Raw genomic sequence first — 19,009 nt, forward strand, 5'->3', positions numbered from 1 at the left:
GGCCGCGGGCGCGGGCGCGTCACCAGAGCGCGGAGTCGCGCATGTCGTCGAGCTTGCGGCGCTGGCGCTGCAGGCGCGCCTGCACGATCACCGCCACCACCACGCCCAACATGCCGCCGAGCAGCACCGTCTCGGCGATGGAGAGCGCGCGGCCAAGCCAGGCGGAAACGACCCAGGCGACGCCTGTCAGGCAGGCGGCCCACCCGGCAGCGGCGGCAATGATCAGGGGAAGGTGGTGGGGCATGGAGGGCAAAAGGCGGGCGTCACGGGGAAATCATTCTCGCATTCCCGCCGCCGTTTGGGGACTCTACACTGGCGGCCTCTCCAACACCCCGTTTCGGCCATGGAAATTCTGACCCTGGTGCTGGCCTTTTTCGCCGGCCTCGCTTTTCTCAATTCACTGGACCAGAAAAAACGCATCGAGCTGCTGCGCAAGCACCTGGGCCCGTACCAGATCGACGTCATGCTGGAAAAACTCGCCGAAGGCTACGAGCGGGCCCTGGCGGAGCAAGACCCCGAGCGCCGGGAACAGATCTGGAGCGTGCTGGAAGGGGCCGAGCGCTCCATCGCGAAGCAGTTCACCCGGTTCGTGCACTTTTTCGTCGATGTCGAGGCGGCCGCCACGCGCGTGAGCAAGCTGCCCTTCGCCCTGCCCTGGGCGCACCGCTGGTGTCACCGCGCCACGTTCGACCTGCGCGCGGCCTTCATGGTCCACGCGTACGCCATCACCGAGGCGGTCGACAACAACGCCCAGCGGCCGCCGCGCGACAAGGCCTACCTCATCCTGGCCGAGCTGTTCCTGATGCAGCACACCTGCCACTGGTTCTGCCGCTCGTTCAGCACCGCGTCGACGCGCCTGGTGCGCAGCCACAAGACCGGGTACCGGCAGGTGCTCGCGGCGGTCTCCCCCTACACGCGGCGGGCCTACGGCGAACTCACCAGCCTCTGAACGCGGCCGGCGGCCGGGGCATCAGCCCACGGCGTCCCGGTTGCATTTCTTGTTGAAGCTGGTCTTCGCGGCGCCCGCGAGTTTCTTCTCGGCCGCCGCCATGTCGCAGCTGGCCGCCGCGTCGCGCGTGCATTTCTTCAGGAACGAGGTCTTGGCCGCGCCGGCGAGTTTCTTCTCGGCGGCGGCGGCGTTGCAGCTCGGGCCCTCGGCAAAGGACGCGATGGGCATCAGGGCGGCAACGGCGAAAGAGCACAGGACAACAAGGCGCATGAACATCTCCAGGGACGAAAGCCCCATTGAAGGCGCTGGCGGTGACGCTGTCAAGAATACCCCCCAGGGGTAGACCACCCGACAAACCCTTAGGGTGACAGGTTCACGCTGGCGAATCCAAGCGACTACCTCGCAGGCGCATGGGTCTCAGGCGCTCTGCTCCGCGGGTGTCCCCCGGCGGCTGGTGCCGCCTCCTCCTTTACCCCGCTGCGCAGAACGCCTGAGGCCCATGCGCCAGAAGGGATGCTGGATCGCCAACGGACCGAGTGCCAATGAGGTCATCGGCGCCCAGGGGGAGCGGCGCAGCGAAGTAAAGGAGGAGGGCTGGGCGAAGCCCAGACCGGGGGACATGAGCGGAGCCGCTCCCCCTGGGCGCCGATGACCGGTGCAACGCAAAAAAACAACGTCGACCCGCCGACGAACCAGCGCCGGCCCACGAAGGAAGGGGGTCTCAATGGGAAATCATCCAGGGGCGCTTGCTCGGAAAGGCCTTCGCGCCGTTCGGCGCCGTCACCGTCGCCTTGCTGCGGCCCGAGCTGCAACAGCCGCAGCTCGCCGGGTGCTTGAGGCGCTGGTAGTCGCGCGAGGTCTTGGGTTCGTGGCGCGCGCGCTCGTTGATGCCGATGGCGGTGCGCGTGCCCCCGTCCATGAGCGCCAGCCGCGGCGCGCTCACGAAGACGCGTGCCGAAGCGGTGCCGCAGTCCGGGCAGGCGGCGGGCTCGTTGCGCTCGCTCAAGGAGCGGAACGCATCGAAGCCCCCGCAGGACGGGCAGTCGTAGTCGTAGGTCGGCATGGCGAGGGCCTCAGAGGTCCGGCGACAGCGGCATCACCACCGAGCCGTCGAGGTGCTTGATCGGGCCGCTCGCGTTCGGGTTGATGTCGAAGTCGAAGATCTGCGTCGGCAGCCACAGCGTGGCGCAGGCGTTGGGCACGTCCACCACGCCGCTGATGTGGCCCTGCACCGGCGCCGTGCCCAGGATGGAGTAGGCCTGCGCGCCCGAGTAGCCGAACTTCTTCAGGTACTCGATGGCGTTCAGGCAGGCCTGGCGGTAGGCCACGTTCACGTCCAGGTAGTACTGCTTGCCGCTCTCGTCCACGCTGATGCCCTCGAAGATCACGTAGTCGTTGTAGGTCGGCGTGATCGGGCTGGGCTTGAAGATCGGGTTCTTGATGCCGTACTTGGCCATGCCGTCCTTGATGATGGACACCTTCATGTGCACCCAGCCGGCCATCTCGATGGCGCCGCAGAAGGTGATCTCGCCGTCGCCCTGGCTGAAGTGCAGGTCGCCCACCGAGAGGCCCGCGCCGTCCACGTAGACCGGGAAGAACACCTTGGAGCCGCGCGAGAGGTCCTTGATGTCGCAGTTGCCGCCGTGTTCGCGCGGCGGCACGGTGCGCGCGCCGGTGGCCGCCGCCTTGGCCTTGGCTTCGCCCGTGAGCTTGCCCATGTGCGCCGTGCCGGCGAAAGGCGGGTTGGCCAGGCCGCTGGTGGCCGGGTCGGAGTCGATCAGCGCCTGCTCGCGCGTGTTCCAGGTCTCCAGCATCTTGGGGTCGGGCAGGCAGCCGATCAACCCCGGGTGGATCAGGCCGGCGTACTTCACGCCCGGCACGTGGCGCGAGGTGGTGAACATGCCGTGGAAGTCCCAGATCGATTTCTGCGCCTGCGGGAAATGCTCGGTGAGGAAGCCGCCGCCGTTCTTCTTGCTGAAGAAGCCGTTGAAGCCCCACAGGCTGTCGTCCTTGGCGCCGATGTCGAGTAGCTCGACCACCAGCAGATCGCCGGGCTTGGCGCCCTTCACGCCCACCGGGCCACTGAGGTAGTGCACCGTGGTGAGGTCGATGTCGCGCACGTCGTCGGCGCTGTCGTTGTTCTGGATGAAGCCGCCGGTCCAGTCGTAGGTCTCGAGCACGAAGTCGTCGCCCGGGTTGACCCAGCAGGCCATCGGGATGTCCGGGTGCCAGCGGTTGTGCACCATTTCGTTGGACGGTGCGGGGGCGTTCAGATCGACTTTGATGAGGGTCTCGGGCATGGCTTGTGCTCCTGGGGTGGACGGGAAAGGGAAAGGGGGGAATCAGACGGAGAGGTAGGACTTGATGCGCTGCTGGTCGGTGTCGGCGCGGTCGGTCTCGTGCACCAGGCGGCCGCCCTCGATGACGAACAGGCGGTCGGCCACGTCCATGGCGAACGAGAGCACCTGCTCGGAGACCACGATGGTGATCTTGCGCATCTTGCGGATCTCGTTGAGCGCCTTGGCGATGTCCTTGATGATGGACGGCTGGATGCCTTCGGTGGGCTCGTCGAGCAGCAGCACCTTGGGGTCGGTGACGAGCGCGCGCGCGATCGCCAGCTGCTGCTGCTGGCCGCCCGAGAGGTTGCCGCCCTTGCGCCGGCGCATGTCCCACAGCACCGGGAACAGCGCGTAGATCTCTTCGGGGATGGTCTTGTCCTTGGCGTTCTCCAGGCCGGTCTGGATGTTCTCTTCCACCGTGAGCGTGGGGAAGATCATGCGGCCCTGCGGCACGTAGGCGATGCCCTTGGCCACGCGCTGGAAGCTCTCCAGCTGCGAGACCTCCTGGCCGGCCACCGAGATGTGGCCGCTCTTGACCGGCAGCACGCCGATCAGGCTCTTGAACAGCGTGGTCTTGCCCATGCCGTTGCGGCCCATGATGGCCACGGTTTCGTTCTCGCGGCCTTCGAACGAGATGCCGTGCAGCGCCTGGCTCTGGCCATAGGCGACGACGAGGTCCTTGACTTTCAGCATGGTGGTGACTCCTTCAGTGGCCGAGGTACACGTCGATGACCTTGGGGTCGGCCTGCACCTGGTCCATCGGGCCTTCGGCCAGGATCTTTCCCTGGTGCATGACGGTGACCTTGTGCGCGATCTTCTTGACGAAGTCCATGTCGTGCTCGATCACGATCACGGCGCGGTTCTGGCAGATGCGCTGCAGCAGCTCGGCGGTCAGGTCGCGCTCGCGCGCGCTCATGCCGGCGATGGGTTCGTCCAGCATCAGCAGCTCGGGCTCCTGCATCAGCAGCATGCCGATCTCCAGCCACTGCTTCTGCCCGTGCGAGAGCAGGCCGGCTTCGGTCTCCAGCTTGTCGCCCAGGCCGATGTCCTCGGCCACCGCCTTCACGCGGGCCTGGATCTCCTCGGTGGCGGTGAAGGCCAGCGCCCCCCAGACCGAACGCCCCGAGGGAAAGGACACCTCCAGGTTCTGGAACACCGAGAGGTTCTCGTAGATCGACGGCGTCTGGAACTTGCGCCCGATGCCCTTGCGCACCCGCTTGTGCTCGGGCACTTTGATGATTTCCTCGTTCTTGAACTTGATGCTGCCCGCGCTGGCCTTGGTCTTGCCGCAGATCAGGTCCAGCAGCGTGGTCTTGCCCGCGCCGTTGGGGCCGATGATCACGCGCAGCTCGTTCTTGTCGACGTAGAGCGTGAGGGCGTCGATGGCCTTGAAGCCGTCGAAGGAAACCGTCAGGTCTTCCACGGAGAGGGCGAAGTCGGTGTTGCTCATGAGGTTCTCCGTGGGCTCAGACGCCTTGGCTTCGGGTGCCGTCGGGCAACTTCACCTCGGCCTTGGGTTTGGCCATCGGTGCATGAGGGGGCGGCGAAGGCGGCTGGGGCCGCGCGGCCGAGGCCTCGCGCAGCGCGGCCTGGCGCGACTTCCACCACGGCACGATCCTGCTTTCCCACAAGCCGGCCAGGCCCATGGGGAAGGCCATGGTCACGCCGATGAAAAGGCCCGCCATCAGGAACAGCCAGAGGTCGGGGAAGCTTTCCGAGAAGAAGGTCTTGCCGGCGTTGACCAGCAGCGCGCCGTACACCGCGCCCACCAGGCTCATGCGCCCGCCCACGGCGGCGTAGATCACCATCTCGATCGAGGGCACGATGCCCACGAAGCTGGGCGACATGAAGCCCACCTGCAGCGTGAACAGCGCGCCACCGATGCCCGACAGCGCGGCCGCCAGGCAGAACACGAAGATGCGGAAGTCGGCCACGTCGTAGCCCGAGAAGCGCACGCGGTCTTCCTTGTCGCGCATGGCCAGCAGCAGGGTGCCGAGCTTGCTGGTCTGGATCCAGCGGCAGACCACGATGGACAGCACCAGCAGGCCCACGCAGACGTAGTACAGGATGTATTTGGCGCTGTCGGTGCGCGTGTCCCAGCCCAGCAGGGTCTTGAGGTCGGTCATGCCGTTGACGCCGCCGGTGTAGCCCTGCTGGCCGATGATGAGCACCGTGAGGATCAGCGCCACGGCCTGCGTGATGATGGCGAAGTACACCCCGCCCACGCGACGCTTGAACATGGCGAAGCTGACGAGCCAGGCCAGCAGCGTGGGCACCACGATGACGGCGGCCAGCGCGAACGGAAAGCTCTTGAACGGCACCCAGAACGAGGGCAGCTCGGTGAGCTGGTTCCAGTCCATGAAGTCCGGGATGCCGGGGGTGGACTGGATCTTGGTGGCCTCAGGGTCGGAGGCCTCCAGCTTGAGGAACATCGCCATGGCGTAGCCGCCGAGGCCGAAGAACACGCCCTGCCCCAGGCTGAGCACGCCACCATAGCCCCACAGCATCACCAGGCCGATGGCCACGAAGGCGTAGGTGAGGTACTTGCCGACCAGGTTGAGGCGGAAGATGTCGAGGCTGAGCGGCAGCACCACCGCGAGCAGCACGGTGAGCAAGACCAGGCTGGCGAGCTGGTAGCGGGTGATCCAGGCTTTCAGGGCGTTCATGACGGACTCCGGGAGACAAAGAAATCAACGACGCACCTTGGATGCGAACAGACCCTGAGGCCGCAGCATCAGGATCACGACGATCAGCGACAGCGTGAGCATCTTGGCCATGGAGCCGGCCATGAAGAACTCGGTGATCGACTGCGTCTGGGCGATGCCGAAGGCCGAGACCACGGTGCCCAGCAGGCTGGCCGCGCCGCCGAAAGTGACAACCAGGAAGGCGTCGACGATGTAGAGCGAACCCGAGGTCGGGCCGGTGGAGCCGATGGTGGTGAAGGCCGCGCCGGCCACGCCGGCGATGCCGCAGCCGATGGCGAAGGTCAGTCGGTCGGTCTTCCTGGTGTCGATGCCGATGGCGTTGGCCATCACGCGGTTGCTCACCGTGGCGCGCACCCGCAGGCCCCAGCGGCTCTTGTGCAGCGCGACCAGCACGCCGGCGGTGACCACGATGGCCAGGGCCAGCACGAACATGCCGTTGATGGGGATGTCCAGCCCTTCGGCCGGTGCCCAGGAGCCCAGCAGCCAGTCGGGCAGCGTGGGGCTCACTTCCTTGGGGCCGATGAAGGTGCGGAAGCACTGCTGCAGCGCCAGGCTGATGCCCCAGGTGGCCAGCAGCGTGTCCAGCGGGCGCTTGTACAGGTGGCGGATCAGCGCCCACTCCACCAGCCAGCCCGCGATGAAGGCGAAGAAGAAGGCGGCCACGATGGCGAACGGAAAGTACGCCGCCACCGCGCCGGGGCTGATCGCATTGGCCAGCGTCGAGCCCAGGAAGACGGTGTAGGCGCCGATGGTCATGAACTCGCCATGCGCCATGTTGATCACGCCCATCTGCCCGAAGATGATGGCCAGGCCCAGGCCCATGAGCAGCAGCACCGCGAACAGGCTCAGGCCGGCGAAGCCCTGCATCAGGCCGATGTTGAGCAGGTCGTTGAAACTCATGTTGAAGACTCCAGGGCAAGAAGGGAGGCGGCCGCGGCGTGGGTGCGCCGCGGCAGGGTGGGTCAGCTCACTGGTAGCCTTTGGGGAACGGATCGGGTTTGATCAGTTCGGGTGACTCCGCCACCACCTTGAAGGTCGCGTCCGGCATGCCCATGGCGATGCGCGACTTGCTCCACAGGTGGTGGTTCGGGTCGAGCTTCACGTAGCCCTCGGGCGCCGTGGTGAGCTCGATGCCGGTGCGCGAGGCGGCCACCACCTTGTCCACGTCGAAGCTCTTGGCCTTCTCGACCGCGGCCTTCCACAGCCAGGGGCCGAGGTAACCTGCCTGGGTCACGTCGCCGATCACCGCGTCCTTGCCGTACTTGGCCTTGAAGGCGGCCACGAACTTCTTGTTGTTCGCGTTGTCCAGCGTCTGGAAGTATTTCATCGACGAGTAGAAGCCGGCGAAGTTCTCGCCGCCCACGCCGGTCATTTCGTCCTCGGTCACCGAGAGCGTGACCAGCAGCTGCTTGTCGCCGGTGATGCCGGCGGCCTTGAGCGCCTTGTAGAAGGCCACGTTGGAGCCACCCACCACCGCGCAGAAGATGCAGTCGGGCTTCTGCAGCTTGATCTTGTTCATCAGCGAGCCGAAGTTGGTGCTGCCCAGCGGGTAGTACTCCTCGCCGACGACCTTGCCCTTCTGGAAGTTCTCGATGTGCTTGCGCGCGATCTTCATCGAGGTGCGCGGCCAGATGTAGTCGGAGCCGATCAGGAAGAAGGTCTTGGCCTTCTTCTCCTTCTGCGCCCAGTCCAGGCTGTAGAGGATCTGCTGCGTGGCTTCCTGGCCGGTGTAGATCACGTTCTTGGACTGCTCCAGGCCTTCGTAGAAGGTGGGGTAGTACAGCAGGCCGTTTTCCTTCTCGAACACCGGCAGCACTGCCTTGCGCGAGGCCGAGGTCCAGCAGCCGAACACGGCGGCGCAGCGGTCGTTGATCAGCAGCTTCTTGGACTTTTCAGCGAAGGTCGGCCAGTCGGAGGCGCCGTCTTCCTTGATCACCTTGATCTTGCGGCCCAGGATGCCGCCCATGGCGTTGATCTCGTCGATGGCGAGCTGCTCGGCCTGGATGGAGCCCGTTTCCGAGATCGCCATGGTGCCGGTGGACGAATGCAGCTGGCCCACGGTGACTTCGGTGTCGGTCACGGCCAGCTTGGTGGTGTTCACCGAGGCCGTGGGCTGGCCGAAGCTCCAGGCCGGCAGGCCGGCCAGGCCGGCGACGCCCAGCATCTGCAGCACGCGGCGGCGGCTGGCTTCCGGGGTTTCGAGACATTCGGACGGCTGGGCATTCGGATCGGAAGGGTGCTTCATGGAGGACTCCTGGGACGTTTGGGGCGGTGGAACCGGCGGTGTGCCGACTGGGGTGAAGACTAGGGAAAGCCCTTGATCCGGCCCATACGTCAAATAACGTAGAGGCCCCGTCTGGTGGGTAGGGCCGGTTCTTGCTAGCGTCCCGGGCATGCCCTCGCCCGAGCCCGCCCACCCCGTCGCCACGCAGAAAATCTTCCGGTTCCGCCGGGAATACAACTCGTGGGTGGCCGACGAGACCATGGAGGACTACGCCCTGCGCTACACGCCGCGCAGCTTCCGCAAATGGAGCGAGTGGCGGGTGGCGAACACCGCCTTCGGCTCGCTGTCCTTCCTGGCGCTGGAGGCCATCGGCGGCGCGATCGCGGTGAACTACGGCTTCGCCAACGCCATGTGGGCCATCCTGGTGGTGGGGCTGGTGATCTTCTTCACCAGCCTGCCCATCGCCTACTGCGCCGCGCGCTACGGGCTGGACATGGACCTGCTCACCCGGGGCGCCGGCTTCGGCTACCTGGGCTCGACCATCACCTCGCTGATCTACGCGGTGTTCACCTTCATCTTCTTCGCCATCGAGGCGGTGATCATGGCGCTGGCCCTGCAGATGGCGACCGACTGGCCGCTGGCCTGGTGTTACCTGATCTCGGCGGTGGTGATCATTCCGCTGGTCATCCGGGGCATCACCCTCATCTCCAAGCTGCAGGCCTGGACGCAGCCGCTCTACCTGTTCCTGCTGGTGCTGCCCTTCGTGTGGATCGGGCTCTCGCAACCCCAGCTGTACCGCGACTTCACCAGCCTCACCGGCATCCGCTCGGGCAGCAGCGAGTTCCACCCGCTGATGTTCGGCGCGGCGGCGGCCGTCATCTTCTCGCTGGTGGTGCAGATCGGCGAGCAGGTGGATTTCCTGCGCTTCATGCCCGAGCGCAAGCGCGAGAACCGCTGGCGCTGGTGGGCCGCGGTGCTGATCCCGGGCCCGGGCTGGATCGTCATGGGCATGCTCAAGATGGTGGGCGGCGCCTTCCTCGCGTTCGCCGCCATGCAGTTCGAGGTGAACCCCGAGCGCACCACCGAGCCCACGCAGATGTTCCTGGCCGGCTTCACCGAGGCCGTGGGCCACCCCGGGCTGGCGGTGGCGATGACGGTGGTGTTCGTGATCCTGGCGCAGATCAAGATCAACGTGACGAACGCCTACGCCGGCTCGCTGGCCTGGTCCAACTTCTTCGCGCGCGTCACGCACAGCCACCCCGGCCGCGTGGTCTGGCTGGTGTTCAACGTCTGCATCGCCACGCTGCTGATGCTGCTGGGCGTGTTCGCCGGCATCGAGAAGGTGTTGGGCGTCTACAGCAACGTGGCGATCGCCTGGGTCGGCGCGCTGGTGGCCGACCTCATCATCAACAAGCCCCTGGGCCTGAGCCCCAAGGGCATCGAGTTCCGGCGCGCCTACCTGTACGACTTCAACCCGGTGGGCATGGGTTCCATGATCATCGCGGCGCTGGTGGCGAGCCTGGCCTACGCGGGCGTGATGGGCGAAGTCGCGGCGGCCTTCTCGCCCTTCATCGCGCTCGGCCTGGCGCTGCTGCTCTCGCCCCTGATCGCCTGGGCCACCCAGGGCAGGTACTACCTGGCGCGCACGCCCTCGGGCGGCTGGGCGCCCGGCGAGGCGGTGCGCTGCTCGGTGTGCGAGAACCAGTTCGAGTCGGAAGACATGGCCAGCTGCCCGGCCTACCAGGCGCCCATCTGCTCGCTGTGCTGCTCGCTCGAGTCGCGCTGCCACGACCGCTGCAAGACCAACTCGCGCGCCATCGATCAGGTGCGCGCCGCGCTCGCCGCCGTGCTGCCGCAGGGCGCGATGGTGCGGGTCAACTTCCGCGCCGGCCAGTTCCTCGCGGTCTGGTTGTCGCTGAGCGCGGTCATGGCCTTCCTGATCGGCATGGTCTACCTGCAGGAGAGCCTGCACGCGCCGGCCGAGGCCCTGCAATCGCCCTTGCTCAAGATCTACGCCTTCCTGGTGCTGCTGGCGGCGGTGTGTTCGTGGTGGGTGGTGCTGACCACCGACAGCCGGCGCATGGCGCAGGACGAGTCCGAGCGGCAGACGCAGCTGCTGATGCGGGAGATCGACGCCCACCAGCGCACCGATGCCGAGCTGCAGTCCGCGCGCGACCGCGCCGAGACCGCCAGCCAGGCCAAGACGCGCTACGTGGCCGGCATGACGCACGAGCTGCGCACGCCGCTCACCAGCATCCTGGGCTATGCGCAGATCCTGCTGAAGAACAACGAGATCTCGGTCTGGGTGCGCGAGACCATCGCCACCATGCAGCGCAGCGGCCAGCACATGCACGCGCTGATCGACGGTTCGCTGGACCTCGCGCGCATCGAGGCCGGCCGCCTCAAGCTCGACCCGGTGCCGCTGCCGCTGGGCCAGCTGCTGGAAGACGTGGAGCGCATGGTGCGCCCGCAGGCCGAGGCCAAGGGCCTGCGCTTCGTGGTGCAGCAGGAAGGCGAGCTGCCGGCCTGGGTGCGGGCCGACGCCAAGCGCCTGCGCCAGATCCTGATCAACCTGCTGAGCAACGCGGTGCGCTTCACCGACCAGGGCGAGGTCACGCTGCGGCTGGACTTTCGCCAGCAGGTGGCGCGCATCGACGTGATCGACACCGGCATCGGCATCGCCGCGCAGGACCAGAAGCGCATCTTCCTGCCCTTCGAGCGCGGCAGCGCCGGGCGGCGCGCGGCGGACACCGGCACCGGCCTGGGCCTGACCATCACGCACCTGCTCACCGACATGATGGGCGGCGAGCTGCTGCTCAAAAGCCGCCCGGGCCACGGCAGCACCTTCTCGCTGCGCCTGTACCTGCCGCCCATCCCCTCGGACCCGAAACACCCGCTGCCCATCCCCTCCACGCTGCGCGCGGTCACCGGCTACCTCGGCGAGCGCCGCACCCTGCTGGTGGTGGACGACCAGCCGCTGCACCGCCAGCTGCTCGCCAGCATCCTGGTGCCGCTGGGCTTCGTGGTGCGCGAGGCCGCGAGCGGCCAGGAATGCCTGGAGATCATCGAACAGCACGCGCCCCACGGCCTGCTGCTGGACCTCACCATGGACGGGCTCGATGGCTGGCAGACCGCCGCCGCCGTGCGCCAGCTGCTGCCCGCCTCCCGCCTGCCCATCGTGTTCGTCTCGGCCAACCTGTTCGACAACCGGCCCGAGCAGCTGACCGCGCTGGACTGCCAGGGCTTCGTCGCCAAGCCCATGATGGAGTCGGAACTGCTCGACGCGCTCCAGCACGCGCTGGCACTGGAGTGGGTGACCGAGCAGGCGCCGGCCACCCCGCCGGTGAGCTTCGTGCGCCACCGCGTCACCGGCCTGCCGCTGCCCGAAGACCTGCGCGAGGAGCTGCAGCGCCTGGCCCGCCAGGGGCAGGCCGCCGCGCTGCGCCAGCGACTGTGGCAGGCCCAGACCGCCGAACCCGCGCACGCCGCCACGCTGGCGCTGCTGCAGTCCTGCGCGGACCGCTTCGATTTCCAGACCCTGATCGAGTACCTCAGAGACACCGCGGAGCTGACGGAAGATGACATCGACACCTGACCCCATGGCCCCTGTGCCGCCGTCGGTCACGCCCCCCGTGATCCTGGTGGTGGACGACGCCGTGGACACCCTTCGCATGCTGGGCGACGCGCTGGTCGCCGAGGGCTACGTGGTGCTCGCCGCGCGCGACGCCGACGAAGCCCTGGAGCGCTTCGAGGTCGCCGTGCCCGACGGCGTGCTGCTCGACGCGGTGATGCCCGGCATGGACGGTTTCACGCTGTGCGAACGGCTCAAGGCCACGCCGGCCTGGTCGCACGTGCCCATCGTCTTCATGACCGGTCTGTCCGAAAGCGAGCAGATCCTGCGCGGCTTCGCCAGCGGCGGGGTGGACTACGTGGTCAAGCCGCTGCGCATTCCCGAGGTGATGGCGCGCCTGGCCACCCACGTGCGCAACGCGCGCGTGACCCGCCTGGCGCAGGAAGCGGTGGACGTGGCCGGCATGGGCACGGTGGTGCTGGACACGCAGGGCCGCCTGGCCTGGCGCTCGCCCCAGGCCACGGCCTGGCTGGCGCTGGCCTTCGGCCAGGACGCCGCCGCCGGCCAGCGCGCGCGCGAATGGCTGGGCGCCTCGCTGAACCAGCGCGAGACGACGCGCGACCTCGGCCGCCACGGCCGCCTGCTGGCGCGCCACATGGGCCAGGGCAACCTGGGCGAAGCCATGCTGCTGCTCACGCTCACGCCGCCCGACAGCGACGCCGCGCAGCGCCTGCGCGACATCGCGCTCACGCCGCGCGAGACCGAGGTGCTGTCGTGGCTGGCCAAGGGCAAGACCAACCGCGACATCGCCGACATCCTGGGCATGAGCCACCGCACGGTGAACAAGCACCTGGAGCACGTTTTCGAGAAGCTCGGCGTGGAGACGCGCTCGGCGGCGGCGGCGATCGCGGGCAAGCTGCTGCCGCAGGATTGAGCCTTGCCAGGGTCACGCGATCGCCGTGACCTCCCGCATCGCTGGAAGCCTGGCCGTGAAACAGGTGCCCGCCTCTTTCGACGAGCTCCGAAATCTCGAACCAGTTCAGGTCCAGGTTTGCAGCGACCTCGACGGACGACGGCTCACCGCCGTGCACGATCGCGTTGCTAACAGATTCGACAGCAGTTGCTGGACACGCCCGACATCGCACGCCACGGACCCGGACAGGTGGTACCGCTCGACGACGGTGGACGCCGGGTGCGCATCCCGCAATTCCGCCACCACGTCCCGAAGCGCGGACTCGATGTGGGCCACGGGTTCGATGTGGATGCCCATGCCGGACCCAGCCGCCCTCGGGTGAAGTCCAGCACATCGTTGATGAGCTTGGACATGCGCCGGGTAGCCCGACGCGGCACGCAACGGCGCAGAAAGGAGACCGTCCGCAGGCACACGCGGTCGAGACGCCAGGTCTGTGCGCCAAAGCACCGACGCGGCCGGGCCGGCGATCCATGCTGGAGGCGGCCCAGATGCCGCCTGCAGAAAACCCCTTCCGCCCCACCCGAGAACACCATGAACCAGCCCCTGAAACCCCTCGACATCACCGAACTGCGCCAGTCCGCGCGCCAGCACATCGAAGAGGGCGCCGTGACCGCCGGCTACAGCGCCAACCGCCAGGAAGTCATCGACCTGCTCAACGAGGCACTGGCCACCGAACTGGTGTGCGTGCTGCGCTACCGGCGCCACCACTTCATGGCCAGCGGCATCCACTCGCAAGCCACCGCGGCCGAGTTCCTGGTCCATTCGAACGAGGAACAGGGCCATGCCGACCAGCTGGCCGAGCGCATCGTGCAGCTCGGCGGCGAGCCCGACTTCTCGCCCGACACCCTGACGAAGCGCAGCCACGCCGAGTACGTCGAAGGCGCCACGCTGGGCGACATGATCCGGGAGAACCTGGTGGCCGAGCGCATCGCCATCGACAGCTACCGCCACGCGATCGAGTTCGTCGGTGCGGACGACCCCACCACCCGCCGGCTGTTCGAGTCCATCCTCGAGGTGGAAGAGGAACACGCGGACGAACTGGCCGATCTGCTGACGCAGGTGCCGGACAAGCCCCGCGCCCTCTGATCCACCACGAGGCCGGCGCTACCAGTCGAAGCCTTCGCGCTCGGCGACCGAGCGCGGGTCGCTGCTCCACACGTGCAGCACGAAGTCCGCCTCGCGCACTTCGCACAGCGTGGGCAGCCCTAGGCCCCGCGCCAGCCGCTCGTGCACGGCGTCGCCGTCCAGCGCGCAGCCATCGATGGGGCGGCGCCAGTGACACGCCAGCACCGTGCCGCCGGGCAGCAGGGATTCGCGCGCCTGCCCGGCGATGGCATCGAGCGAGGCCACGTCCACGAAGTAGCCCAGTTCGCTGATGGCGATCAGGTCGAACCGGCCCACGGGCCAATCGGCCGGCAGGTGCGCCCGCACCACCTCGACGTGGGGAAACGCGGCCAGCCGGGCGCGGGCGAGCTCCACCGCACGGGCCGACACGTCCGACACCCGCAAGCGCTCGCAGCGTTCGGCCAATTGCGCCGAGAGTTCACCGTTGGCGCACCCCGGCTCGTACCCGCTGGTGTAGCGCTGCGTGGGCAGGCAGGCCACCGTCAGCGCGCGCTTGCGCGCCTCGTACCAGCGCGATCGGAAACCCCAGGGGTCGTCGTTCTGCCGGAACAGCTCGTCGAAGTGCCACGGGCTCGGGACGTTGGGCATGGTCAGACGAAGAAGTATTCGTGGCGCCACGCCGCCCGCGCCAGCAGGTGGGGGCCCAGCACCGCGCCCACGCTGGCGCTGCGCGGCGTGAGCTGCGTGACGTGGGCCGCCAGCGCCGCCTGCTTGCGCGCGCAGGCGTCGGTGCTCAGGGCCAGGCGGCGCAGGCGGTGCCAGGGCACGCGCGCGTCGGCGGGGGCGGCCCAATGCCACATCCACACCGGCGCCGCGAGGAAACGACAGCCCACGCGCAGGCACGCGCCCTGGGTGACGCGGCCGGTGCTGTCGTGATCGGGATGGCCGTCCCCTTCCCAGGTGCTCACCACCACATCGCCAGGGCGCAGGAAGAACAGCAACCAGCCGCGCAGCAAGCCGCCTTGGGCCTGCACGTCGCCGTCCGGCAGGGCCAGCATGTGCACCTGCGGTTCCGCGATGCCCAGCCGCGCCAGGCCACGCAGCCGCTCCGCGCGGCGCTGCGCCGCCAGCTCGCAGCGGCCCGGCGGGGACAGCCCGGCGTGGCTGGCCTCCCCGTCGGTCACGGCGACGAACACCACCTCGCCCCCGCGCGCGGCATGCATGGCCACCAGCGCACCGCAGGCGAGCACCTCGTCGTCGGGATGGGGCGCTACCACCACGAGGCGCTGCGACGGCGCGAGCGCCTGCGCCATCGACAGCTCCGAGCACGGAGTGGCGGCCAGCCAGCGTTGCCAGGTGGGTTCGCTGGTGCCCTCGCCTTCGATCCGCCGAGGCGTTTCTACAGCGACCATGGCGCGCCCTCCGCTGCGGCCGTGCGCTCGCCCAGCGCGGCCAGGTCGCGTTCGGCGTGGCTCTGGCGCAGGTAGACCGGCAGGTCCGCCGCCATGCGCGCGAAGCGCCGGTCACGGCAGAACGGCGTGGCGCCCAGCGCGCGGCCCGCTTCGTCCAGCACCAGGGTGGCGCTGCGCTCGGCGCACAGCCGCACGCGCAAGGCCAGCGCGCTGGCGTCCCGCGCGGGGTGCTCGTCGATCCACCTCGCAGCCTCGCGCAGCAAGGCGGCCGTGGATTGCAAGGCCACGTCGACCCGGCCCAACGCGGCCATCCGGAAGGCGCTGCGCTGTTCGGGAGGCGCTTCGGCAATCGCCCGGCGCAAGGTGTTCGCCAGCGCGAGGGCTCCGCCATGCCAGCAGGCGGCGATGCCCGCGCCGCCCTGCCAGAAACCCGGGCGCTGCAGGTAGGCGCCTGCGTCGCCCACGCGGTGGCCCACCGCGTCCTGGAACGTGATGTCCCCGCTGGCGCTGGCCGCCATGCCGACCGCCTGCCACGCGGCGTCCGACACGCACACGCCCGGCTGTGCCATGGCCACGCGCACCAGTTGTGGCTTCGTGCCATCGGCGGACCAGGCGGTGAGCACACCGTGGCTCAGCCGCGCGGCACCGGAGCACCAGGCCTTGCGACCGTTCAAACGCACTTCGTCCGCTGCGCAGGCCTCGAAACGGGTGCGCCCGCCCGGCGCCTCCGAGGCCCACATGCCCCAGGTGGAGCCGACCGGCCGCGGCGTCCCGGGTGCGACCTCCGCCAGCACGGCCAGGGCATCGAGGTGCCCTTCATAGAGCTTGGCCAGCGACAGGTCATGCTCGGCGACCGCACACAGCAGCTGCCACCGCATCAAGGTGCGGCCCTGGGCAGGCAAAGGCACCTCGTCCAGGCCCTGGTGCACCAGTTCCGCCAGCCCCTGCGCCGGGCCGGCGTCGGGGTCCAGCCGGGCCAGCGCGCCGCTCAGTCGCGCGCGCAGGCATGCGCGGGCGCCGGGAGGGCTCATGCCCCACGCTCTGAGGACATCGGCAGGCGACCCTGGGCCAGGGCAAGCAGGGTCGAACCGAATCCGCCGGGCGCGCGGAACAGCTTGCGCGCGCTGGTCACGACGCGCGGCGCGGCCGACCACGCGATGCGCGCGCCCACCGCTTGCAGCGCCAGCACGAAGGCCACATCCTCGCGGGTGGCGAGCGGCTCGAAGCCTCCCGCCCGGTGGTAGGCCTCGGCGCTGACGCCCAGGTTGGCGCCATGGATGTGCTGGTGTCCATCGGCGTCGGTGTAGGTGGCATCGAAGTGGCGGCGCATGGGATCGCCATAGACGCCCCAGTCGGTCACGCTCACCGTGCCGCACACCGCGTCGCTGTCCAGGGCCATCTGCTCGTGCAGCCATTCGGGGGCCACGGTGGTGTCGGCATCGGTGAAGGCGAGCCAGCGCGCGCCCAGGGCCAGGGCCAGGCGCGCGCCCGCCGCGCGGGCCATGCCGACGTTGCGCACGTCGACCGAGGTGGTGACCGCGCCGGCCTCGTGGGCGATGGCCGCCGTGCCGTCGGTGCAGGCATCCAGCACCACGATGGTCAGCACCTGCTCGCCCGCCAGTCCCGGGCAGGCGGCGGCGGCCGACACCGAGCGCAGGCAGACGCCGATGGCCTCTTCTTCGTTGTTCGCGGGAATGATGATGGCCAGCAAGGCGTGCTCCGGTGCCGGAAGGCACGATGGGCCATTACATCGGTGGCGGCCCTGCGGGTCTGTTCGGTACCGCGCTGTGCCCGGCCCGGGCGGCGCGTCAGCGCGGCGACCAGGCGCCCTGGGCCGCCGCGTCCCGCGCGAAGTCCGCGAAGTCGCGCGGTGCCCGGCCCAGGGCGCGCTGCACGCCGTCGGCCAGGTGGGCGTTGCGGCCGTCCAGCACGTCGTTGAACAGGTAGCGCAGCAGCTCCACCACCTCCGGCGGCTCGCCCTGCGCCGCCATCGCGTCGGTGAAGGCGTCCAGCGGGATCGGTGTGCAGCGCACCGGCCGGCCGATGGCGCGCGCGATTTCCTCGGCCGCCTGCGCGAACGTGAGCAGGCGCGGGCCGGTCAGCTCGTAGACCTGCCCCCCATGGCCGTCCTGCGTCAGCGCGGCCACGGCCACGTCGGCGATGTCGTCGGCGTCCACGAAGGGCTCGGCCACGTCGCCCACCGGCAGCGCCAGTTCACCGGCGAGCACGCCGTCGAGGAAACCGCCTTCGCTGAAGTTCTGGTTGAACCAGGTGGCGCGCACCACGGTCCAGTCGGCGCCCGAGGCCTGCACCGCCTGCTCGGCCCGTTCCGCGCCCTCTTCCCCGCGCCCGGACAGCAGCACCACCCGGCGCACGCCGCGCTGCACGGCCAGCCGCGCGAACGCGCCCACCGTGTCCGCCGCGCCGGGCACGGCGAGGTCGGGGAAGTACGAGAGGTAGACCGAGCCCGCGCCTTGCAGGGCCGGTGCCCAGGTGGCGGGGTCGTCCCAGCTGAACGGGGGCGTGGCGCTGCGCGAGCCCATGCGCCAGGGCCGGCCGAGCGCGCTCAGGCGCTGCGCGACGCGGCGGCCGGTCTTGCCGTGGCCGCCGAGCACCAGGGTGGGTGAGGGGGTGGTCATGTCGAATCTCCTTGGGATCGGTGCCGACGAATGTGCCGGCTTGCCAGGCGTCCAGTGTCCGCAGGCCACGTGGGATCAACAATGATTCAGAAGCGCTCTTTCATGACCATTCGTCCAGGTGCATTGGACGATGGCACCGCACCGGCCGATACTCCCCGGCATGAAAGCCAAAGACCTCTGGCCCGCCATCGACCCGCTCGGCGAGGCCCTGCATTTCCTGCGCATGAGCGGCAGCTTCTATTGCCGCTCCGAGGTCACGGCGCCGTGGTCGGTGGCCTTGCCCGCGCTCGACGACTGCCTGATGTTCCACGTCGTGACGGCCGGCGAATGCTGGATCGCGGTGCCCGGTGTGGCGCCCCGGCTGCTGCGCGCCGGCGAGTTCGCGCTGGTGCCGCACGGCCAGGGCCATGCCTTCTACAGCGGCCCCGACGTGCCCACCGTCGCGCTGTTCGACCTGCCGCGCCAGACCGTCAGCGAGCGCTATGAAGTTCTGCGCCACGGCGGCGGTGGTGCGCCCACCAGCATGGTCTGCGGCGTGGTGCGCTTCGATCACCCGGCGGCCGAGCGGCTCGTGAAGCTGCTGCCGAAACTGCTCTGCGTCGACAGCGCCAGCGCGGGGCAGCACGAGTGGATGCAGCACAGCCTGCGGCTGATGATGTCGGAGGCGCGAACGCTGCTGCCTGGGGGCGAGACCATCATCACGCGGCTGGCGGACATCCTGGTGATCCAGGCCATCCGCAACTGGATGGCGCAGGACCCGGCCGCGCAGACCGGCTGGATCGGCGCGCTGCAGGACAAGCAGATCGGCCGCGCGCTCGCGCTCATCCACCTCGACCCCGCCCGGCCCTGGACGGTGGCCTCGCTGGCCTCGGAGGTGGCGATGTCGCGCTCCGCGCTCTCGGCCCGCTTCACGGCGCGCGTGGGCGAGCCGGTCATGCAGTACCTCGCGCGCTGGCGCATGCACCTCGCGCTGGCGCAACTCAAGGAAGACGACGCGCCGCTGGCCGACCTGGCGAGCCGCCACGGCTACGAGTCCGAGGCCGCCTTCAGCCGCGCCTTCAAGCGCTGGGTCGGCACCTCGCCGGGCGCGGCGCGGCAGGCCTCACGCCGCGCGGCCCGGGCCTGAGGGGCC

General features: G+C 69.1%; 20 protein-coding genes. 5 read left to right on the forward strand and 15 right to left on the reverse strand.

The genetic code is table 11. The features are described 5' to 3' along the window. Nucleotides 1–19 precede the first annotated feature (19 nt). Nucleotides 20–244 (reverse strand): hypothetical protein, encoded by a 225-nt coding sequence (locus AC1Q9M_RS20190; RefSeq protein WP_382153949.1) that lies wholly within the window; start codon nucleotides 242–244, stop codon nucleotides 20–22. A 99-nt stretch (nucleotides 245–343) separates the two neighbouring features. Between AC1Q9M_RS20190 and AC1Q9M_RS20195 the strand changes: the two genes are divergently transcribed. Beyond that, nucleotides 344–949, forward strand: a complete 606-nt coding sequence (locus AC1Q9M_RS20195; RefSeq protein ID WP_382322034.1) for a hypothetical protein — start codon at nucleotides 344–346, stop codon at nucleotides 947–949. A gap of 21 nt (nucleotides 950–970) precedes the next feature. On the opposite strand, the gene AC1Q9M_RS20200 is transcribed toward AC1Q9M_RS20195, so the two are convergent. The 8 genes from AC1Q9M_RS20200 to urtA form a co-directional block, all read right to left on the reverse strand. Beyond that, complete coding sequence (locus AC1Q9M_RS20200) at nucleotides 971–1,219, reverse strand: PsiF family protein (RefSeq protein ID WP_291120365.1); 249 nt, start codon at nucleotides 1,217–1,219, stop codon at nucleotides 971–973. Between the two features lie 451 nt (nucleotides 1,220–1,670). Next, nucleotides 1,671–2,012, reverse strand: a complete 342-nt coding sequence (locus tag AC1Q9M_RS20205; RefSeq protein WP_382322036.1) for an FmdB family zinc ribbon protein — start codon at nucleotides 2,010–2,012, stop codon at nucleotides 1,671–1,673. A 10-nt stretch (nucleotides 2,013–2,022) separates the two neighbouring features. Beyond that, nucleotides 2,023–3,249, reverse strand: coding sequence for a formamidase (fmdA, locus tag AC1Q9M_RS20210; RefSeq protein ID WP_382322038.1), 1,227 nt, complete (start codon nucleotides 3,247–3,249; stop codon nucleotides 2,023–2,025). Nucleotides 3,250–3,291: 42 nt separating this feature from the next. Further along, nucleotides 3,292–3,981, reverse strand: coding sequence for an urea ABC transporter ATP-binding subunit UrtE (gene urtE, locus AC1Q9M_RS20215; protein WP_444687510.1), 690 nt, complete (start codon nucleotides 3,979–3,981; stop codon nucleotides 3,292–3,294). A 13-nt stretch (nucleotides 3,982–3,994) separates the two neighbouring features. Beyond that, on the reverse strand, nucleotides 3,995–4,738 hold the full coding sequence (gene urtD / locus AC1Q9M_RS20220) for an urea ABC transporter ATP-binding protein UrtD (RefSeq protein WP_444687511.1): 744 nt from the start codon (nucleotides 4,736–4,738) through the stop codon (nucleotides 3,995–3,997). A gap of 16 nt (nucleotides 4,739–4,754) precedes the next feature. Continuing rightward, complete coding sequence (gene urtC / locus AC1Q9M_RS20225) at nucleotides 4,755–5,954, reverse strand: urea ABC transporter permease subunit UrtC (protein ID WP_492435430.1); 1,200 nt, start codon at nucleotides 5,952–5,954, stop codon at nucleotides 4,755–4,757. A 24-nt stretch (nucleotides 5,955–5,978) separates the two neighbouring features. After that, nucleotides 5,979–6,893 (reverse strand): urea ABC transporter permease subunit UrtB, encoded by a 915-nt coding sequence (gene urtB, locus AC1Q9M_RS20230; RefSeq protein ID WP_444687513.1) that lies wholly within the window; start codon nucleotides 6,891–6,893, stop codon nucleotides 5,979–5,981. 67 nt (nucleotides 6,894–6,960) lie between these two features. Next, nucleotides 6,961–8,238 carry an urea ABC transporter substrate-binding protein gene (urtA, locus tag AC1Q9M_RS20235; protein ID WP_444687514.1) on the reverse strand — a complete coding sequence of 426 codons (1,278 nt, stop codon included), beginning with the start codon at nucleotides 8,236–8,238 and terminating at the stop codon, nucleotides 6,961–6,963. 148 nt (nucleotides 8,239–8,386) lie between these two features. On the opposite strand from urtA, the gene AC1Q9M_RS20240 reads away from it, so the two are divergent. Together AC1Q9M_RS20240 and AC1Q9M_RS20245 are read left to right on the forward strand one after the other, a co-directional pair. Next, complete coding sequence (locus AC1Q9M_RS20240; protein ID WP_492435432.1) at nucleotides 8,387–11,812, forward strand: hybrid sensor histidine kinase/response regulator; 3,426 nt, start codon at nucleotides 8,387–8,389, stop codon at nucleotides 11,810–11,812. A 4-nt stretch (nucleotides 11,813–11,816) separates the two neighbouring features. Continuing rightward, complete coding sequence (locus AC1Q9M_RS20245; RefSeq protein WP_382328182.1) at nucleotides 11,817–12,722, forward strand: response regulator; 906 nt, start codon at nucleotides 11,817–11,819, stop codon at nucleotides 12,720–12,722. Nucleotides 12,723–12,827: 105 nt separating this feature from the next. Here the strand turns inward: AC1Q9M_RS20245 and AC1Q9M_RS20250 are convergent, their stop codons facing one another. Further along, nucleotides 12,828–13,058, reverse strand: coding sequence for a hypothetical protein (locus AC1Q9M_RS20250; RefSeq protein WP_382322048.1), 231 nt, complete (start codon nucleotides 13,056–13,058; stop codon nucleotides 12,828–12,830). A gap of 234 nt (nucleotides 13,059–13,292) precedes the next feature. Here AC1Q9M_RS20250 and AC1Q9M_RS20255 point away from each other — a divergent pair, with 234 nt between their 5' ends. After that, nucleotides 13,293–13,847 carry a ferritin-like domain-containing protein gene (locus tag AC1Q9M_RS20255; protein ID WP_382322050.1) on the forward strand — a complete coding sequence of 185 codons (555 nt, stop codon included), beginning with the start codon at nucleotides 13,293–13,295 and terminating at the stop codon, nucleotides 13,845–13,847. A gap of 18 nt (nucleotides 13,848–13,865) precedes the next feature. Here AC1Q9M_RS20255 and AC1Q9M_RS20260 read toward each other — a convergent pair whose 3' ends face one another. From AC1Q9M_RS20260 to AC1Q9M_RS20280, 5 genes are all read right to left on the reverse strand, one after another. After that, a complete protein-coding gene (locus AC1Q9M_RS20260) occupies nucleotides 13,866–14,474 on the reverse strand; it encodes a class I SAM-dependent methyltransferase (RefSeq protein WP_492435435.1) in 609 nt (202 codons plus the stop codon). 2 nt (nucleotides 14,475–14,476) lie between these two features. Then, on the reverse strand, nucleotides 14,477–15,238 hold the full coding sequence (locus AC1Q9M_RS20265) for a PIG-L deacetylase family protein (protein ID WP_492435437.1): 762 nt from the start codon (nucleotides 15,236–15,238) through the stop codon (nucleotides 14,477–14,479). Then, on the reverse strand, nucleotides 15,226–16,269 hold the full coding sequence (locus tag AC1Q9M_RS20270) for an acyl-CoA dehydrogenase family protein (protein WP_444687520.1): 1,044 nt from the start codon (nucleotides 16,267–16,269) through the stop codon (nucleotides 15,226–15,228). The genes AC1Q9M_RS20265 and AC1Q9M_RS20270 overlap by 13 nt, the downstream gene beginning before the upstream one ends. Further along, nucleotides 16,266–16,949, reverse strand: coding sequence for a glycosyltransferase family 2 protein (locus tag AC1Q9M_RS20275; RefSeq protein WP_382322055.1), 684 nt, complete (start codon nucleotides 16,947–16,949; stop codon nucleotides 16,266–16,268). The genes AC1Q9M_RS20270 and AC1Q9M_RS20275 overlap by 4 nt, the downstream gene beginning before the upstream one ends. Before the next feature lie 97 nt (nucleotides 16,950–17,046). Next, nucleotides 17,047–17,877 (reverse strand): Rossmann-fold NAD(P)-binding domain-containing protein, encoded by an 831-nt coding sequence (locus tag AC1Q9M_RS20280; protein WP_382322056.1) that lies wholly within the window; start codon nucleotides 17,875–17,877, stop codon nucleotides 17,047–17,049. A gap of 160 nt (nucleotides 17,878–18,037) precedes the next feature. Between AC1Q9M_RS20280 and AC1Q9M_RS20285 the strand changes: the two genes are divergently transcribed. After that, entirely contained in the window at nucleotides 18,038–19,003 is a 966-nt protein-coding gene (locus AC1Q9M_RS20285) for an AraC family transcriptional regulator (RefSeq protein ID WP_444687521.1), read from the forward strand. Nucleotides 19,004–19,009: the final 6 nt, after the last annotated feature.

The sequence above is a fragment of the Hydrogenophaga sp. GW823-FHT04C09 genome, assembly GCF_058796355.1.

What these genes read in the sequence shown, in the direction of transcription:
- AC1Q9M_RS20195 (WP_382322034.1), top strand. Translation starts at nt 344, where the DNA reads ATGGAAATTCTGACCCTGGTGCTGGCCTTTTTCGCCGGCCTCGCTTTT.
- urtB (WP_444687513.1), bottom strand. Translation starts at nt 6,893, where the DNA reads ATGAGTTTCAACGACCTGCTCAACATCGGCCTGATGCAGGGCTTCGCC.
- AC1Q9M_RS20270 (WP_444687520.1), bottom strand. Translation starts at nt 16,269, where the DNA reads ATGAGCCCTCCCGGCGCCCGCGCATGCCTGCGCGCGCGACTGAGCGGC.
- AC1Q9M_RS20250 (WP_382322048.1), bottom strand. Translation starts at nt 13,058, where the DNA reads ATGGGCATCCACATCGAACCCGTGGCCCACATCGAGTCCGCGCTTCGG.
- AC1Q9M_RS20260 (WP_492435435.1), bottom strand. Translation starts at nt 14,474, where the DNA reads ATGCCCAACGTCCCGAGCCCGTGGCACTTCGACGAGCTGTTCCGGCAG.
- AC1Q9M_RS20280 (WP_382322056.1), bottom strand. Translation starts at nt 17,877, where the DNA reads ATGACCACCCCCTCACCCACCCTGGTGCTCGGCGGCCACGGCAAGACC.
- AC1Q9M_RS20245 (WP_382328182.1), top strand. Translation starts at nt 11,817, where the DNA reads ATGGCCCCTGTGCCGCCGTCGGTCACGCCCCCCGTGATCCTGGTGGTG.
- urtC (WP_492435430.1), bottom strand. Translation starts at nt 5,954, where the DNA reads ATGAACGCCCTGAAAGCCTGGATCACCCGCTACCAGCTCGCCAGCCTG.
- AC1Q9M_RS20240 (WP_492435432.1), top strand. Translation starts at nt 8,387, where the DNA reads ATGCCCTCGCCCGAGCCCGCCCACCCCGTCGCCACGCAGAAAATCTTC.
- AC1Q9M_RS20255 (WP_382322050.1), top strand. Translation starts at nt 13,293, where the DNA reads ATGAACCAGCCCCTGAAACCCCTCGACATCACCGAACTGCGCCAGTCC.
- AC1Q9M_RS20190 (WP_382153949.1), bottom strand. Translation starts at nt 244, where the DNA reads ATGCCCCACCACCTTCCCCTGATCATTGCCGCCGCTGCCGGGTGGGCC.
- AC1Q9M_RS20200 (WP_291120365.1), bottom strand. Translation starts at nt 1,219, where the DNA reads ATGCGCCTTGTTGTCCTGTGCTCTTTCGCCGTTGCCGCCCTGATGCCC.
- fmdA (WP_382322038.1), bottom strand. Translation starts at nt 3,249, where the DNA reads ATGCCCGAGACCCTCATCAAAGTCGATCTGAACGCCCCCGCACCGTCC.
- AC1Q9M_RS20265 (WP_492435437.1), bottom strand. Translation starts at nt 15,238, where the DNA reads ATGGTCGCTGTAGAAACGCCTCGGCGGATCGAAGGCGAGGGCACCAGC.
- AC1Q9M_RS20205 (WP_382322036.1), bottom strand. Translation starts at nt 2,012, where the DNA reads ATGCCGACCTACGACTACGACTGCCCGTCCTGCGGGGGCTTCGATGCG.
- AC1Q9M_RS20285 (WP_444687521.1), top strand. Translation starts at nt 18,038, where the DNA reads ATGAAAGCCAAAGACCTCTGGCCCGCCATCGACCCGCTCGGCGAGGCC.
- urtE (WP_444687510.1), bottom strand. Translation starts at nt 3,981, where the DNA reads ATGCTGAAAGTCAAGGACCTCGTCGTCGCCTATGGCCAGAGCCAGGCG.
- urtA (WP_444687514.1), bottom strand. Translation starts at nt 8,238, where the DNA reads ATGAAGCACCCTTCCGATCCGAATGCCCAGCCGTCCGAATGTCTCGAA.
- urtD (WP_444687511.1), bottom strand. Translation starts at nt 4,738, where the DNA reads ATGAGCAACACCGACTTCGCCCTCTCCGTGGAAGACCTGACGGTTTCC.